The organism is Mycobacterium sp. IS-1742 (assembly GCF_001500125.1).
GTDB lineage: Bacteria > Actinomycetota > Actinomycetes > Mycobacteriales > Mycobacteriaceae > Mycobacterium.
In genome coordinates, this window is the sequence record NZ_LQIV01000041.1 from 20,989 (window position 1) to 37,005 (window position 16,017).

General features: G+C 68.9%; 15 protein-coding genes. 2 read left to right on the forward strand and 13 right to left on the reverse strand.

The window, feature by feature from the left end; translation table 11 throughout:
• Positions 1 to 22 precede the first annotated feature (22 nt).
• Positions 23 to 2,320 (reverse strand): isocitrate lyase ICL2, encoded by a 2,298-nt coding sequence (gene aceA, locus AU196_RS19390; RefSeq protein ID WP_059096697.1) that lies wholly within the window; start codon positions 2,318 to 2,320, stop codon positions 23 to 25.
• A gap of 119 nt (positions 2,321 to 2,439) precedes the next feature.
• Here aceA and AU196_RS19395 point away from each other — a divergent pair, with 119 nt between their 5' ends.
• Positions 2,440 to 3,228, forward strand: coding sequence for an SDR family NAD(P)-dependent oxidoreductase (locus tag AU196_RS19395; RefSeq protein ID WP_059096698.1), 789 nt, complete (start codon positions 2,440 to 2,442; stop codon positions 3,226 to 3,228).
• Here the strand turns inward: AU196_RS19395 and AU196_RS19400 are convergent.
• The 10 genes from AU196_RS19400 to AU196_RS19445 form a co-directional block, all read right to left on the reverse strand.
• The gene (locus tag AU196_RS19400) at positions 3,225 to 4,007 is read right to left on the reverse strand and encodes a GntR family transcriptional regulator (protein ID WP_059096699.1); all 783 of its coding nucleotides are present in this window, start codon (positions 4,005 to 4,007) and stop codon (positions 3,225 to 3,227) included. The genes AU196_RS19395 and AU196_RS19400 overlap by 4 nt on opposite strands.
• A 79-nt stretch (positions 4,008 to 4,086) precedes the next feature.
• Positions 4,087 to 4,866, reverse strand: coding sequence for a 3-oxoacyl-ACP reductase FabG (gene fabG / locus AU196_RS19405; RefSeq protein WP_059096700.1), 780 nt, complete (start codon positions 4,864 to 4,866; stop codon positions 4,087 to 4,089).
• Positions 4,867 to 4,908: 42 nt separating this feature from the next.
• Positions 4,909 to 5,901 (reverse strand): phosphotransferase enzyme family protein, encoded by a 993-nt coding sequence (locus tag AU196_RS19410; protein WP_059096701.1) that lies wholly within the window; start codon positions 5,899 to 5,901, stop codon positions 4,909 to 4,911.
• The gene (locus tag AU196_RS19415) at positions 5,901 to 6,554 is read right to left on the reverse strand and encodes a hypothetical protein (RefSeq protein ID WP_059096900.1); all 654 of its coding nucleotides are present in this window, start codon (positions 6,552 to 6,554) and stop codon (positions 5,901 to 5,903) included. The genes AU196_RS19410 and AU196_RS19415 overlap by 1 nt, the downstream gene beginning before the upstream one ends.
• 47 nt (positions 6,555 to 6,601) lie before the next feature.
• Positions 6,602 to 6,883, reverse strand: coding sequence for a BMC domain-containing protein (locus AU196_RS19420; RefSeq protein WP_059096702.1), 282 nt, complete (start codon positions 6,881 to 6,883; stop codon positions 6,602 to 6,604).
• Positions 6,884 to 6,923: 40 nt separating this feature from the next.
• Positions 6,924 to 7,184: a EutN/CcmL family microcompartment protein gene (locus tag AU196_RS19425; protein ID WP_059096703.1), complete on the reverse strand. Its 261-nt coding sequence runs from the start codon at positions 7,182 to 7,184 to the stop codon at positions 6,924 to 6,926.
• Positions 7,181 to 7,714 (reverse strand): hypothetical protein, encoded by a 534-nt coding sequence (locus AU196_RS19430; protein WP_059096704.1) that lies wholly within the window; start codon positions 7,712 to 7,714, stop codon positions 7,181 to 7,183. Before AU196_RS19430 ends, AU196_RS19425 begins: the two co-directional genes overlap by 4 nt.
• Positions 7,711 to 8,316 (reverse strand): BMC domain-containing protein, encoded by a 606-nt coding sequence (locus AU196_RS19435; protein WP_059096705.1) that lies wholly within the window; start codon positions 8,314 to 8,316, stop codon positions 7,711 to 7,713. Before AU196_RS19435 ends, AU196_RS19430 begins: the two co-directional genes overlap by 4 nt.
• Before the next feature lie 3 nt (positions 8,317 to 8,319).
• The gene (locus tag AU196_RS19440; protein ID WP_059096706.1) at positions 8,320 to 9,840 is read right to left on the reverse strand and encodes an aldehyde dehydrogenase family protein; all 1,521 of its coding nucleotides are present in this window, start codon (positions 9,838 to 9,840) and stop codon (positions 8,320 to 8,322) included.
• A 23-nt stretch (positions 9,841 to 9,863) separates the two neighbouring features.
• Positions 9,864 to 11,141, reverse strand: coding sequence for a class-III pyridoxal-phosphate-dependent aminotransferase (locus AU196_RS19445; protein WP_059096901.1), 1,278 nt, complete (start codon positions 11,139 to 11,141; stop codon positions 9,864 to 9,866).
• Between the two features lie 150 nt (positions 11,142 to 11,291).
• Here AU196_RS19445 and AU196_RS19450 point away from each other — a divergent pair, with 150 nt between their 5' ends.
• Positions 11,292 to 12,824, forward strand: coding sequence for an APC family permease (locus AU196_RS19450; RefSeq protein ID WP_059096707.1), 1,533 nt, complete (start codon positions 11,292 to 11,294; stop codon positions 12,822 to 12,824).
• Here AU196_RS19450 and AU196_RS19455 read toward each other — a convergent pair.
• Both AU196_RS19455 and AU196_RS19460 read right to left on the reverse strand, forming a co-directional pair.
• Positions 12,797 to 13,717 (reverse strand): alpha/beta hydrolase, encoded by a 921-nt coding sequence (locus AU196_RS19455; protein ID WP_059096708.1) that lies wholly within the window; start codon positions 13,715 to 13,717, stop codon positions 12,797 to 12,799. The two genes, AU196_RS19450 and AU196_RS19455, sit on opposite strands and share 28 nt — an antisense overlap.
• A 41-nt stretch (positions 13,718 to 13,758) precedes the next feature.
• Entirely contained in the window at positions 13,759 to 15,921 is a 2,163-nt protein-coding gene (locus tag AU196_RS19460) for an acyl-CoA dehydrogenase family protein (RefSeq protein WP_059096709.1), read from the reverse strand.
• Positions 15,922 to 16,017: the final 96 nt, after the last annotated feature.

The window sequence follows — 16,017 nt, forward strand, 5'->3', positions numbered from 1 at the left end:
CGTGCACGCACGCTTCCCGAGATCAGTCCTCCTTGCGGATCAGCCGTCCGAGCGCTTCGCGGTCGGACGCCAACAACTCCTCGATGCGCGCGCGGTTGACCTCGGCGACGATGATCTCACCGACGTCCTTGTGCACATCGCTGAAGATGCCGTGGGACTTCATCTTCTCGGTCTGGTAGATGTTGTCCTCCGTGGGCGTCACGTAATACACCGCTTCGGCCTTGAAGCGGTGGACGAGCCACAGGTGGATCAGCGTCATCAACCGCTTCTGGCGCAGCTTCTCGGCGTAGGTGTTCTGGTCGCGCACCGTCAGGATGCTGCGGCCGTACCGGTCCTTGATCGGGTCGACCAGTACGTCGGCCAGTTTCTCCTGGCCACCGTCGCGCTCGCCGTAGATGCCGAGTTCGAGCACCTCACCGCCGGCACGGCGGGGGCGAAGCTGAACCCGCAACTTCTCGCCGAGCTGATAGTGCTCGCTCCACAGCGCCAACCAGTCCTCCAGCAGTTTCTTGGGCACCTCGGTCTGCACCAGGTGCTGATGCTGGGTGGAGCCCTTGCCCATCGCCTTGGTGGTGGCCGTGCGGCCGGACGACGCGAGCAGCGCGGCATCGCTGCGCGGCCCGCCGACCAGCGTCTGCGGTGTGCGGTAGGGCGATTCGACCAACCGCATCTTGCGCTGCAGCCGCGCGAGGGCGAGCATGCCGTCCTGCCGCAGTGCGGTGGCGAACTCCTCCGAGGCGACACCGTCGACCTGATGTCCGCCGTAGGTGATGAAGTTGAAGACGAACCCCATCTTGCCGAGTTCCTCGGGGAACGCCCGCATCTCGTCGTCGGTCATCCCGGTGGTGTCCCAGTTGAACGACGGGGACAGGTTGTAGGCGAGCATCTTGTCGGGGAATTCGGCGTGGACGGCCTCGGCGAACTCCCTGGCGTCGGCGAGGTCGGCGGTCTTGGTCTCCATCCACAGGATGTCCGCGAACGGGGCGGCGGCCAGCTGCTTGGCGATCGCGTAGGGGATGCCGCCGCGGAGTTGGTAGTACCCCTCGGGCGTCTTCGCCAGCTCACAGTCCCACTCGACGTCGACGCCGAGCTCGCGGGCCTTCCTCCCGGCGGTGTACAGCGAGGCCCGCTTGGCGAACCGCTGCCACTCGTCGACGCCCATCGCATACGCCTCGCCGTCGCGCTCGGCGAACTCCAGCCGGGCGGCCACCGCCTCGGCGTAGGTCTTGAGCCCGGCGTCCTCCTCCCAGGCGGCGATGAACTGCGATTCGACGTCGTCGTAGAGCGCATCGTTGCCGGGGTCGCCGTCGGACCGCCACTGATCGGCCGCTTTGGCGATGACCTCGGCGATGCCGTGGCGTTCGAGCCAGCCCCGCGCGGTCTCGTACTCGCCGTCGGGCAGCCAGTAGAGCAGGTGGCCGTTCAGCGCGGTCACCCCGGCGTCGTAGAAGCTGCGCATCATCGCCAGGAAACACGACTTGTAGGACGGGATCGACAGATTCGTCGCGCCGAGCAGGAACGGTTGATCGCGTTCGTCGGCGCGGCTGTCGATCAGGTTGGCCGCCTCGGCGTCGGTGCGGGCGACGATGATGCCCGGCACGCCCATGATGTCGAGCTGGAAGCGGGCGGTGTTGAGGCGTTTGATCTGTTCGTCCGACGGCACCAGCACCTTGCCGCCCTGATGTCCGCACTTCTTGGTGCCGGGCCGTTGGTCCTCGATGTGGTACCCGGGCACCCCGGCCTCGACGAAGCGGCGAATCAGGTTGCGCACGTGCGGATCACCACCGTGCCCGGTGTCCGCGTCGGCGATGATGAACGGCCGGAAGTCGATGGGTGGCCCCGCTGCGTCCCGCTGTTCACTGCTCATCCGCTGCCGGAGGTAGTGCTGGTTGCGGTCGGCGGTGAGCAGTGCGCGCACCAGACCGGCGGCCTCGTCGGGCACCTGACTCAGCGGGTAGCTCGCCAGGTCCGGACCGGGGTCCTCGTCGGTGGAGCCCTTGGCGGAGGTGGCCCAACCGCCCAGGTAGATCCCCTCGATGCCGACCCGTTTCATGGTCACGGCCTGACCGGGCGAGTACGGACCGAAGGTGGTGATGCTCTTGCCCTGGGAGAACAGCTCGCGAAGGCGCGGGTAGAACGCCTTGGCCGCCTCCCGGGCCACGGTGTAGTCGACGGGGATCGTGCCGCGCTGTTCGACGACCTGCCGGGCCGTGTAGAGGCGGGTGATGCCCTCGAACCGCGGGCTGTCGAAATACCGCTGCGTGTCGGCGACCTCCTCGTCGAAGGACGCTGTCGCCTGAGATTCCGCGTGGATGGTCACCGTGCGCTCCTCGTTGAGCCGTGTGCGTCGAGGACCCGGAATTCGAGATCCTCCATGTGCCCGACGATACGACGGTCGGTCCGCGCGGGTGGTTACGTTGGACCAATGAAGGTTCAACGATGAAACTCACCGGATACACCGCACTCGTGACCGGCGCCAGCGGCGGGATCGGCGAGGAATTCGCCACCCGACTCGCCGCGGACGGCACCAATCTGATCCTCGTCGCCCGGCGCACCGATCGGCTCGAGGAATTGCGCACCAGGCTGCGCGAGCGCCACCCCGGGATCGACGTCGACGTCCTGTCGGCCGACCTTGGGGTGCCCGGGGCGGCCGCCTCGCTCGTCCAGCAGGTCGACGCCCTCGGGCGTCGCGTCGACGTGTTGATCAACAACGCCGGCATCGGCCTGCACGGCAGCTTCGCCGACCAGGACCCGGCCGCCAACGCCGCCCAGATCCAGCTCAACTGCGTCACCCTGGTCGAACTGACCGGCCACTTCCTGCCGGCGATGATCGCCGCCGGACGCGGGGTCGTGCTCAACGTCGGGTCGACCGCCGGCTTCCAGCCCGTACCCAGCATGGCGGTCTACGGCGCGACCAAGGCGTTCGTGCTGTCGTTCTCCGAGGCGCTGTGGCAGGAGACGCGCGGGTCGGGCGTCAAGGTGTTGACGCTGTGCCCGGGCGCCACCGAGACGGAGTTCTTCGACCGCACGGGCAAGAGTTTCATGACGCGCGGCCGTCAGAGTTCGGCGCAGGTGGTGGACACGGCGCTCAAGGCGCTCGACCGCCCGTTCCCGACGGTGGTGTCCGGTCTGCACAACCGCATCCTCGCGCTCGGCTACCGGATCGCCCCGCGGCCGGTGCTGGCCATGGTCTCCGAGCAGCTGATGAAGGCGACCGGGCAGGGTTAGACGGCGAGCTGGCTCTGGAGTTTCACCGACGCGGTGTTGGCGTCGGGGCCGTTGCCGAGCCCCTTGCCGATGCCCCTGCCCTGCGCCGTGACGGCGAGGTAGATGCGGTCACCGCGGAACAGGTCGCGGGAGAACTCGCACGGCGTGCCGGCGCTGTCGTAGGTGACCCGGGTGATCAGCAGCAGCGCGGATTTCGGCTTCACCCCGAGCAGCGACGCCTCCGTCGTGGTGGCGTTGACCGCCTCGATCCGCTCGTCCGCCCGGCCCGGCACCAGGCCGTAGCGGTTCTCGAGGACCTCGTAGATCGAGCCGCCGAGTTGCTGTTCGAGCAGCCCGGGGAACGCCTCGGCAGGAAACTGGGCGAGTTCCAAGGAGATCGGTGACCCGTCGGCCAGCCGGAGCCGTTGGATCTCCACCACGAAGTCGGTGGGCTGCAGCCGCAGGGCGGCCTGGGTGGCGCCGTCGACCGCCGCGATCTTCGTCGACAGCACCCGGGTGCCCGCGACGTATCCCTGGTTGGCCAGGAACGCCGGAACCCCGACGACGTCGGCGAGGTTGCGCTCTACCTGGCCGTGGCTGATGAAGATCCCGCCCGCGCGCCCGATCACCCGGTGCACCATGCCGGCCTCTTCCAGGGCGGCCAGCACCTGCCGCAGGCTCGACCGGCTGGTCCCGTAGCGGTCGGCCAGATCGCGTTCGCTGCCCAGCTTGGCGCCGGGGACGCCGGCGTTGATGTCGGCCACGATCCGGCGCCGCAACTCCTCGCTGTGCGTCGGCACCGGCTGACCTCCCAATGTCGAGGTGATGTCGAAACGAATTGGTAGAACCAATTCTAGCGGCCCCCGTCGGCCGGGACGGTTACAACTCGGCGATCGCCTGATGGGACTCGGGCAGGATCTGCCCGCCGTCGACGATGAGGCTCTGGCCGGTGATGTAGCCGGCCTCGTCGGTGGCGAAGAACAGCGCGGCGTTGCCGATGTCGGCGACACTGCCCAGGCGCCCCGCGGGGATCGCGGCGGCCATCTGGTTCATGTAGTCCTCGCCCATGTCGACCAGGCCCTCGGTGATGATGTTGCCCGGCAGCACCGCGTTGATGGTGATCCGCTTGGGCGCCAGTTCCATTGCGGCGGTACGGATAAAGCCGAGCTGCGCGGACTTGCTCGCCCCGTAGTGCGACCAGCCGGGGTATCCGGTGACCGGTCCGGTGATCGACGAGGTGACGATGACGCGCCCGCGCCCGCCTGCCGCCAGCGCCGACAGCGCGGCCTGCACGATGTAGACGGTGCCCTTGAAGTTCACCGAGAGCACCTGCTCGATGTCCTCGGGGGTGAGTTCTTCGAGCCGACCGGACGGGAAGATGCCGGCGTTGGCGCAGACGATGTCCAGCCCACCGTGGCGCTCGACGGCGGTGTCGACCACGCGTCGGCAGTCGGCGGGGTCCGCGACGTCGGCGGCCAGCCCGCTGACCTTCCTCGGCTTACCGGACAGATCGGCGACCGTCGTGTCGATGTCGGCCTGGTTGCGTCCGGTGATCAGCACGTCGACACCGGCGTCGGCGAAGACCTCGGCGATTCCTCGGCCGATGCCCTTGCTGCCGCCGGTGACGATCGCGGAGCGGCCCTGCAGTGAAGTGAACATATGGGGGTCCTATGGGTCGCGGGGTGGGGAGAAGGTGATGGGTCAGGCGAGTCGTCGGCCGTTGGTGCTCAGATAGCGTTCGGCGAGCGCGCAACTGCCGGCGGCGTAGCTGATGGCCTTGGTCTTGGATTCCCTGGAGTGGCTGTGGGTGCCCATCCAGGCCAGCAGCAGCAGCCGCCGCAGGAACACGAACGAGGCCAGCATGTCCTCGTCCGCGGTGGTCATCGGGCGCCTGCTGCGATAGCCCTCCACCCAGGATGCCTGCCACTCGGGCAGCGCCGGATCGTCCTCGATGAACGACACCGCGGTGCCGAAATCGTAGAAGAACCAACCGAACCCGCAGTCGTCGAAGTCGATGACCGTGATCGTGGGCGGGTCGACCAGCAGATTGGCCAACCGCAGGTCGGCGTGGATCAGCCCGTAGCGGTCCGGTCCGCTGCCGTACTCGGCCAGACGCTGCCGCAGCAGTTCCTGGGCGCGTTCGAGCAGATGCCGTTCCTCGGAGCCGACGCCTTCGGCGTCATGCCAACGTCCCCAGCGGGGTCGTGACCCCAGGCAGTGCTCCCAGTCCCAGGCGAAGCGCCCGAACCCGGGCGGCCGGGTCCAGGACCGGGAGTGGTCGTGCAGAGCCGCGGTGATCGCGCCGAGCGTGCGGAAGTCCTCCAGCGTCACCGACCCCTCGTCGGGTTCGGCGCCGCCCACCATGCCGAAATGCACGACGTGCCGGGCTGTCCCGTTGTGGTCGACGGTCACGACGCGCCTGCCGTCCCGGGTGGGCAGCACGGTCGGGACCGTGACGTCGCTGTCGCGGCGCAGTGCTTCGAGCCAGTCGAGTTCGGACTCGATCTCGTGTGGGCGGTGGTAGTTCTGCCGGTGCACCCGCAGGATCGAGCAACTCTGGTCGTCGGCGCACTCGACGAGGTAGGTGGCGTTCTCCGACAGGTTCAGCAGCCGCAGGGTCGAGTTCGCCGGCAGGTCGTAATCGGCCAGCGCCCGCTCGGCGACCTCGACGTCGTCGGCGATGACCTCACCCATCAGTGATCGCGTCCTTCGATCGCGGCGAGCACCGAGGTGATGCGGTCACGCGCGGTGGTCACATCCTTGACCGAACCGCCGATGTAGAGGCGGCCGGCCGCACCGATCATCTGCACGTCGACCACCGTAAGGCCCGGTGCGGCCCGTTCGGCCTCGTTCGCGGCCACGGCCGCGAACAGGGCCGGGGTCATCTCGTAGACCAGCAGCGACTGACCGGGCAGGATCATCGACGCCTGCCGATTGCGGTTGAGGATCACCGCGTGCTGATCGGTGATGTTCTCGATGATGTCGTGATAGAGCACCCGGGGCCGCAGTTGGTCGCTGGCCTTGTTGCCGGTTCCGGTGAGGATCGCTTCCCCGGCCCGGCGGACGTCGGACAGGCTGGCCGAGTGGATCTCCAGCACCCCGAACTGCCGCTCCACGTAGAGGATTCCGGGCTGGATGCCCGGCACCTCGCGCAGCGCGAGGTCGATCACCCGCTCGATGGCCAGCGCCGGGGACACCTCGACGATGAGCGCGTGCTCACCTTCGTAGGGCGGGTATCCCCTGGCGCGGGTCGGCGTGCCGAGATAGGCGGCGAACTGCCGTTGCAGATCCTCCACCAGCAGGTACACGCGGATGTCGGTGCGCGTCCCCGATGCCGTCGCGGGCATGGCCGTCACTTCCTTCGAGATGGTGCCGAGAGCGTGCGGCAGTGGGGTTACTGAGCGTTGACGGCGAAGTGTGCGCCGAGTTCGCTGTGCGGCCGCGGGATGACGTGGACGCTGACGAGCTCGCCGACCTGCGACGCCGCCTCGGCGCCGGCTTCGGTGGCGGCCTTGACCGCGCCGACCTCACCGGTGACGATGACCGCGACGAGGCCGTCGCCGACCTGCTGCCGGTCGGTGATGCTGACGTTGGCCGCCTTCACCATCGCGTCGGCCGCGGCGAGCGCCGCCACGTAGCCCTTGGTCTCGATGAGACCGATTGCGTTGCTGGGCATTGTTTCTCTCCTGTATCTCTTGTCGATCTCGTGGTGTCCGTCAGCGCGCTTCCGCGGAGCCGGGGTCGTCGATGGAGCCGATGATCAGTGCGTCGACGGGCGGTGGGGTGCCGGTGAACCAGTTGGCGGCCACCGAACCCTGGGCGATCAGCACCCGTTCGCCCAACCCGCTGCCGAGCACGTCGAACGCGATCATCCGGCTGCCGGAGCCGTCGACCTCGACTTCGAGGAAGGCGCCCGCGGGAATGCCGTCGATCCGGCGGGTGGACCACACGTTTCCGGTCACGGTCGCGGCGATCATCTGCGCTTCTCCTTCTCGATGGACACCCCGAGTGCCCTGGCCTTCTCGCGCGCCAACGGCGTGAGCACCGCGCGGGGTCCGAGCACCAGGGAGGCGCCTGCGGTGGCGAGGTCGGCGATGTGCCGTTCGGTGACGGCGCCGCTGTCGATGCGCTGGGTCTGGCCCCGGCCACCCGTGGTGGCGCCGGCCAGCCGGAAGCTCAGCCGGCCCGCTTTCAGATCGGCCCGGCTCTTGGGGTTCTCGAACAGTTTGAGCAGGGCGCGGACGAAGGCGTCCAGGTCGCGGTCGGTGGTCAGGCGCACCGACTCGGTCCGATGCTTACCGTCGGCGGCCAGCGGGCCGGTGGGCGTGACGCCGATCTGCTCGGCCACCGTCTGCACGGGCGGGGACGCCGGCGCGGGCGGGGGCGCCTGCACGGGCGGGGGCGCCGGTGCGGGCGCCCCGCCGTTCTTCCCGGCCAGGTCCTTGACCGCCTCGCGGACGACCTCCCTTACGAGAGAACGCAATTCGGCACGGTCGATCGTGCTCACGCGGTGCTCCTGGCGAGGGCGTCCCGGGCGGCCTCGGCGGCCTGGCGGATGTCGGCCTCGGTGCCCGACAGGTAGACCCGGCCGGTGGCGCCGATCATCCGGAAGTCGACGACCTTGATGTCGGCGGCCTTCTCGGCTTCGTTGGTCGCCAGGATCGCGTACGAGGCCGGGGCGACCTCGAGGACGAACAGGGATTCGCCGGCGAGCACCATCGAACCGATCTTGTTGCGGTTGATCAGGAACGCGTGCTGGTGGTCGATGCTCGAGATGATGCGCGAGGCCAGGATCGTGGGCCGCACCGCGGAATCGGCGTCCTGGTCCAGGGATTCGAGCGCGGCGTCGGCGGCCGCCTTGACCGCACCGGTCTCACCGTGGAACTCGAGATAGCCGAACTGCCGCTCCACGACCAGGATCCCGGCCTTGACCTCGGCATGCTTGAGCGCGACGTCGGTGATGCCCTCGATGTCCAGGCCGGGGGCGACCTCGATGATCTGGGCGGCCATGTCGGCGCGCGGCAGCGCACCCTTGATCCAGGTGCCCAGGTACGACATCGTCTGCGGCTGGAGCCGGTCGATGAAGATGAAGGAACGCAGTTCAGCCACGACTCACCTCTTGATCAGTTGTGCGAGCTCTTCGACGACCAGCGCCCGCAACTCGGCCCGCAGGGCCTCGATGCTCGGGTCGGCCGCGCGGCGCACCGCCTGGCCGCCGCGGGACGGTGCCGTCCGGGGTGTGTCGCGATCGTTGGACGCCCGGGGGTATTCGGGGACCGGACCCGCGGGCGACCGCCACGGGTCGATACCGGCGAAGCTGGGCATGGCCACCCCGGGAGCGCTGTTGTAGGCGATGCGGGCCCAGTTGATCAGGTTGTCGGGGCGCAGGTTCTCCCCGATGGAGCTGCGGCCGACGAAGCCGGTGCCGATCGTCATCGACGGCGCCAGGTTGGTCTCGAGCCCCGAGCTGCCGGTGCTGTTACCGACGTTGACCGACACCCGCAGCACCGGCACCTGCGTGGCGAATTCGGTGATGACCGAGGCGTCCTCGCTGTGGATCGCCGCCGAGTGGCCGGCTCCGCCGATGCGCACCACTGCCCGGGCCGCGCGGACACCGCGCGCCGCGTCGGGCACGGTGGTCATCCCGATGACCGGGGAGAGCTTCTCGTGGGCGAGCATCTCTTCACCGATGACCTGCCCGAACGGTGCGACGAGAACGCGGGTCTTCGGGGTGACCCGGATACCGGCCTGCGCGGCGATCCACGCGGCGTCGCGGCCGACGACATCGGTGTTGAGGTGGCCGTCGGCGAACATGTAGGCGCGCAGGCGATCTGTGGCGTCGGCGTCGAGGATGTGCGCACCGGCACGGGTCATCGCCGAGCGCAGCGCATCCGCGATCGACTCCTCGGCGATCAGCACCGACTCGTTGGTGCACAGCACCGAGTTGTCGAAGGCCTTGCTGTCGACGATGCGCCGGGCGGCCGCGGTGATGTCCGCGGTGGCGTCGACGAGAACGGGGACGTTGCCGGGTCCGACGCCGAGTGCCGGGGTGCCCGACGAGTACGCGGCGCGCACCACACCGGTGCCGCCGGTGGCGACGATGACGTCGGTGCGCTCGTCGGCCATCAATGCCTCGACGAGCGGGATCGACGGTTCCTCGACCACCTGGACGATGCCGTCAGGGGCGCCCGCTGCGACGGCCGCGTCGGCGAGCAGGCGGGCGGCGTCCGCCGAACAGCGTTTGGCCCGCGGATGGGGCGCGACGACGACGGCGTTGCGCGTCATCAGCGCCAGCAGCACCTTGAAGTACACCGTGGAGACGGGGTTGGTCGTCGGGGCCAGGGCCAGCACGACGCCTGCGGGCCGCGGGATCTCGACGATCTTGTCGACCGCGTCCACCCGTGGCGAGACGAAGTCCTGACCCCGGTAGAAGTCCACGATGCCGCGTGAGCAGGCTTGGTTCTTGAGCACCTTGTCCGCGACGACGCCCATCCCGGTCTCGGCGACGGCGTCCGCGGCGAACCGTTCGGCGGCGCCGTACGCGGCGTCGGCCACCGCGGTGGTGATGGCCGCGACGGCGGCCTGGTCGTAGTCGGCGTAGGCGCGGGCGGCCCACCGGGCGCGTTCGAGCATGTGGCCCGCTGAAGCGAAGCTGGTCACGGTCGTCCCTTCCTGGCTGCGGTCTTCGCCCGGCCCACCGCGACCTCGAGCCGGTCCAGCACGTCCTCGCACAGATCGCGGCCCAGCAGCAGACCCGGTTTGAACTGCAGCACACGGGGATCCAGTGTGGAGAAGATCGCCCACACGCCGTTCTCGTAGAGTTCGCGCATCACGAACTTGGCGCCCTCGGGGTGGTCGAACTCCAGCCCGATCACCACGCCGTTCTGCCGGATCCCGATGAACCAGTCCGGGTGGTCGGCCTGGATGCGGCGCAGTCCGGTGTCGAAGATGTCGGCGATGTAGTGCACCATCGAGCGCACCTCGGGTCGGGTGGTGATCTCGAGGGTCTTGATCGCCGCGACACACCCCAGTTCGGCGCCGCCGAAGGTCGAGATGTGGGCGAACCCGTCCTGGTCGAGCCATTGGGCGGCCCGGTCGCCGAGTAGTGCGGCGGTGATCGGGTAGACACCGCCGGACAGTCCCTTACCGGTGACCAGGATGTCGGGTTCGATGCCGTGTTTGGTGATCGCCCACAGCTCACCGGTGCGCATCAGCCCGGTCTGGACTTCGTCGGCGATGTAGAGCGACCCGTACCTCTGGGTCAGGGCGTGGACCGCCTCGAGGTAACCCGGTGGGGGGAGCGGGAATCCGTACGTCGCGGGGATGGTCTCCATGATCACCGCGGCGACGTCGTTGCCGCGCAGTGCCTGCTCCATCGCGGCGACGTCGCCGAACGGCACCTGGATGAACTCGTCGGGCCGGTCGGAGAGGAACAGTTTGGCGAACCGCTCGTCGCCCGTCGCCACGGCCAGGCCGGTGTGGCCGTGGTAGGCCTTGATGATCGAGACGATCTTGCGGCGTCCGGTGGCGTGGCGGGCGCTCTTGAGCGCGATGTCGATCGCCTCACCGCCGCCGGAGCCGAACGCCACCTTCTTGATCGAATCGGGCGCGGTCTCCACGAGGCGCTGGGCCAGCGCCGTGCGGGCCACCGAGGGGAAGTGGTGGTTTCCGACGTCGAAGATCTCCATGCCCTGCGAAACAGCCTGCATCACCTCGGGATTGCGATGACCCAGGTTGTAGGTGCCGCCGTTGAGGTGCATGTCGATGAGCCGGCGACCGCTCATGTCCCACAGGAAGTAGTCCTGCCTGCGGTCGATGACCAGATCGACGCCGGCGTCGGTCCAGAACTGCGTCTTGTCCGGATTCCAGAACGTCTTCGCCCGGTCCAGCACCTGAGTCTTGGACTCGAACGAGAACGTGCCGTAGTCGTACACGCGGCCCACCGTAAAAGGTCGCAACCATTTATGTCAATGGTTCGCTCTTCCGGTTGCGGGGACCTATTGGTAGTGCCAATATACGTAGCGGTCCCGATGTGGCTCAGGCCACACAGGCCTCCCCTTGGCAAGCAGGAAGGCATCCCGTATATGGCGGATCAAGCCGTTACACCAAAGAAAACCCCAGTTCAGGGCGTTCAGCGATTGAAGCGCAACGCCGTGGGCACCCTCGGCGTGATCTTCATGGCGGTCGCCACCGCCGCGCCGATCACCGCAATGGTCGGCAACGTCCCGATCGCCGTCGGCTTCGGAAACGGTTCCCACGCCCCCGCCGGCTACCTGGTCGCGACGATCGTGCTCGGGCTGTTCGCGATCGGCTACGCGACCATGGCCAAGCACATCACCGCCACCGGCGCGTTCTACGGCTACATCTCACACGGGCTGGGCCGTATCGTCGGGATGGCCAGCGGCCTGCTCATCACGATGGCCTACATCGTCTTCGAGGCGTCGCTGATCGGCATCTTCGCGTTCTTCTTCAAGAACTTCCTGTCGTCGCAGTTCGGCATCGACATCCACTGGATCATCCCGGCGCTGCTGATGTTGGCGCTCAACGCGATCCTGACCTACTTCGACGTCAACCTGACGGCGAAGGTGCTCGGTGTCTTCCTGGTGACCGAGATCGTCATGCTCGCCCTCGGCGCGGTGGCGGTGCTGGTCAAGGGGGGCGGGCCGGAGGGCTTCGTCGTGGCCGAGACGCTGAACCCGATCGGCGCGTTCACCCCGGCGGCCATCGCCGGCGCCAGCGCGGGACTGGGCCTGTTCTTCGCGTTCTGGTCGTGGGTCGGCTTCGAGTCGACCGCGATGTACGGCGAGGAGTCCAAGGACCCCAAGCGGATCATCCCGCGCGCCACCATGATCGCCGTTCTCGGCGTCGGCCTGTTCTACGTGTTCGTGTCGTGGATGGCGATCGCGGGCACCGGGCCGGCGAAGGCGCTCGAGTTGGCCCAGAACGCGGACACGTCGTCGGAGATCTTCTTCGGCCCGGTCCGAACCACTTACGGCGAGTGGGCGATCACGCTGTTCAACATCCTGCTGGTGACCGGTTCGTTCGCCTGCGGTATGGCGTTCCACAACTGCGCGTCGCGCTACCTGTACGCACTCGGGCGCGAAGGACTGTCGAGTGGTCTGCAGAAGACCCTGGGCGCGACCCACCACAAGCACGGGTCGCCGTACATCGCGTCGTTCGTGCAGAGCGGTATCGCCCTGGTGCTGATCCTGGCCTTCTTCGCGGCGGGGATGGATCCGTACGTGCACATGTACACGCTGCTGGCGATTCTGGGCACCATGGCCATCCTGATCGTGCAGTCGCTGTGCGCGTTCGCGGTGATCGCCTACTTCCACTTCCACAAGGAACACCCCTCCAGCGCGCACTGGTTCAAGACGTTCCTGGCCCCGCTGATGGGCGGCGTCGGCATGCTCTACGTGGTGTATCTGCTGTGGGAGCACAAGGAGTCGGCGGCGGGTACGGCGTCGGGCACGCTGCTGTTCACGCTCACGCCGTGGATCGTGGTGTCGGTCTTCGTGATCGGCGCGGCGCTCGCCACGTACTTCAAGTACCGCGACGCTCGCCGCTACGAGCTGATCGGACGAATCGTCTACGACGACAGCGAGGTTCGTGACTGATCCTCGGTGAAGGCCTGCCGGAGGGTGTCGCACTGGCTCCGGAAGAACGCCCGCGACACGTCGGCCTTCGGCAGGACCCCGTCGAATCCGTGGAAGGCGCCCTGGACCACCTCGACCTGGCACGGCACGCCGGCGGCCCGTAACCGCTCGGCGTACGCCAGATCCTCGTCGTGGAACAGGTCCAGGGTGCCGACACCCACCCACGCCGGCGGCAGGCCCGCCAGATCCTCCCGGCGGGCGGGCACCGCGACGTCGGGATCGGCGTCACCGAGGTAGGCCGCCCAGCCGAACCGGTTGCTGGCCTGGTTCCACAGCCGGTGTCCCGGACTGTCGAGGCCGTGGCGCTCGACGGTCCGGTCGTCGACCATCGGATACACCAGAAGCTGTGCCACCGGGTCGATCTCGCCGCGGTCGCGGGTGAGCAGCGCGAGTGAGGCGGCCAGCCCGCCGCCCGCGCTGGCCCCGCCGATCGCCACCCGCTGCGGGTCCACCGACGGCAGCCGGGCCAACCACGTCAGCGCGGCGTAACAGTCCTCGACCGGCGTGGGGTACGGATGCTCGGGCGCCAGCCGGTAATCGACCGATGCGACGGTGATGCCGAGTTCGCGGCAGAACCGGCGGCACAGTTCGTCGTCCTGGGCGGCCGTGCCGATGACGTATCCGCCGCCGTGGATCCACAGCAACGCGGGTGCCGGGAGGGGCACCCCCGCCGGCCGGAACAGCCGGACCCGAACCCCCGAGGGCAGCGTGAGCTCCTCGATGTCCTTGGGTGTGCGCTTGCCCTGCAACCGAGTCACCATCCGCATCACCGGAAGTGTCACCGGGGTGACCACCTGCCGGGGGATGTAGCGGGCGACCTTGCGCAGGTCGGGATGGAAGTCGGTGTTCACCACCTGACCAGTAATACCGCACGCAATCAGTTTCAACCGCCGAGTTACTTGAGCAGCGGATCGCGCGGCAACCCGAGGATCCGCTCGGCGATCGTGTTCCGGGTGATCTCCGACGTACCGCCTGCGACGGTCATCGCGCGGTTGCCCAGGTAGGCGCGGGTCAGCAACGGGGTCTGGCTGACCACGGCGGCAGTCCCGGCCAGCTCCATGCCGAGTTCGGTCTGCCGCTGGCACTGTTCGGCCACCAACAGCTTGGTGACGTTGCCCTCCGGGCCGGGTTCGGCCCCGGCGATCGCCCGGCTGGCGCGGCGGAGGTTGAGCAGCCGCAGCGTATGCGCCTCGGCGATCACCGCCCCGGCGCGGAGCACGTGCGCGGCGGCGACATCGGCGGGTGCGCTGTCGAGCAGCGTCACCAGGTCGTCGGCCGAGAAGCCGGTCGGCGCCCCGGAGCCGCCCCCGATGGAGATCCGTTCGTTGCCCAGCGTCGCGCGGGCCACCAACCATCCGCGGTTGACGTCGCCGACCACGTCGGCGTCGGGTACGAACACGTCGTCGAAGAACACCTCGTTGAAGTGCGCGTCACCGGTGAGGCCGCGCAGCGGGTTCACCGTCACCCCGTCGGCGGACATGTCGATCGCCATCATCGTCACACCGGCGTGTTTGGGCGCCTCCGGATCGGTGCGCACCGTCGCCAACCCCCACTGGCACAGGTGCGCCAGGCTGGTCCACACCTTCTGGCCGGTGACCCGCCAGCCGCCCTCGACCCGCTTGGCCGCCGTGCGCACCGCCGCGGCGTCGGATCCGGCGCCGGGTTCGGAGAACAGCTGACACCACATCACCTCGCCGCGCAGCACCGGTTCGACCCAGCGTGCGCGCTGGTCGTCGGTGCCGGCCTGGGCGATGGTCAGCGTGACCCAGCCGGTGATCCCCATGTCCGGGATGTCGACATCGCGGAACTCCTCCTCGATGACCAGTTGTTCGAGCGGCCCGGCCGCGCGCCCCCACGGTTCCGGCCAGTGCGGGACCAGATATCCGGAGTCGACCAGGAAGTCACGCCTGCGGTCGTCCGGCAGCGCACGCCACTCGGCGGCCGCCTCACGCGCTGCCGCCCGGTACTCCTCGGCCTCGGGGGGCAGTGTGAACGAGGCGCCGCGGGCCCGGCCGGTGCGTTGGGCGTCGACGATGTCGGCCAGCGGATCGGATCCCGCGCCGAGCAGCGCGGCGAGCGAGCATGCCCGCCGCAGGTACAGGTGGGCGTCGTGCTCCCAGGTGAAGCCGATACCGCCGTGAAGCTGAATGTTGTTCTGCGCGAGGAAAACCGACGCACGGATGGCGTGCGATGCGGCGACCGCGGCGGGGAACCATGCGCTGTCGAGGTCGTCGGCCCTCGCGGCGTCCCACACCGCCGCGGTGGTCTGCTCCGCGTCGACGAGCATGTTCGCCGCGTGGTGCTTGACGGCCTGGAAGGTGCCGATCGTGCGGCCGAACTGCTCGCGCACCTTTGCGTAATCGACGGCCATGTCCAGACACGCCCAGCCCACCCCGGCCGCCTCGGCCGCACCGAGGATGCGGAACACCGTCCGCGCTCGCCGCGCGGCCCCGGTCAGCACCCGCGCGGGCGATATCCGCACATCGTCGACGGTGACGGCGCCGACGCTGCGGGTGGTGTCGATCCCGTCGAGCGGGGTGACGGTGACGTCCGCCGCGTCGAGCAGCACGACGTCTTCCCCGGCGACCAGGACCAGCAGGTCGGCGTCGGGGGCGCCGAGCACCGCGGGCGCCTCCCCGGTGACCGATCCGTCCGCACCGACGGTCAGGGTGCCGGTCAGGCCCAGCGCGGCGACCGTGTCGCCGCCGGCCAGCCCGGGCAGCAGATCGGCCCGCACGTCGTCGCCGGCGCACCGGTCGAGCACCACCGAGGCCGCCACCGACGGCAGGAACGGGCCCGGGGTGAGTTCGCGGCCCTGTGCCTCGAGCACGATCGCCAGTTCGGCGAGGCCATAGCCGGCTCCGCCGTACTGTTCGGCGACCGCCAGGCCCGTCCACCCCAGGTCAGCGGCCGCCCGCCACAGGTCGTCGGGGTGCGACGACCGTTTTTCGAGCGTGGCCCGGGCGGCGGCCCGTGACCCGGACCGGTCGAGCTGACCGAGTGCCGATTCAGCGAGCGCGATGTGGTCGTCGGTGATCGCCAGGGCGGATTTGCGCACAGCTCGTCCCCTCTTATTTTTCGGGCCGGACGGGCTGACGCTAACCCATAAGGGCCGGTCAGCACAGGTGTGAGCGACGTTACAAAATCGCTGTCG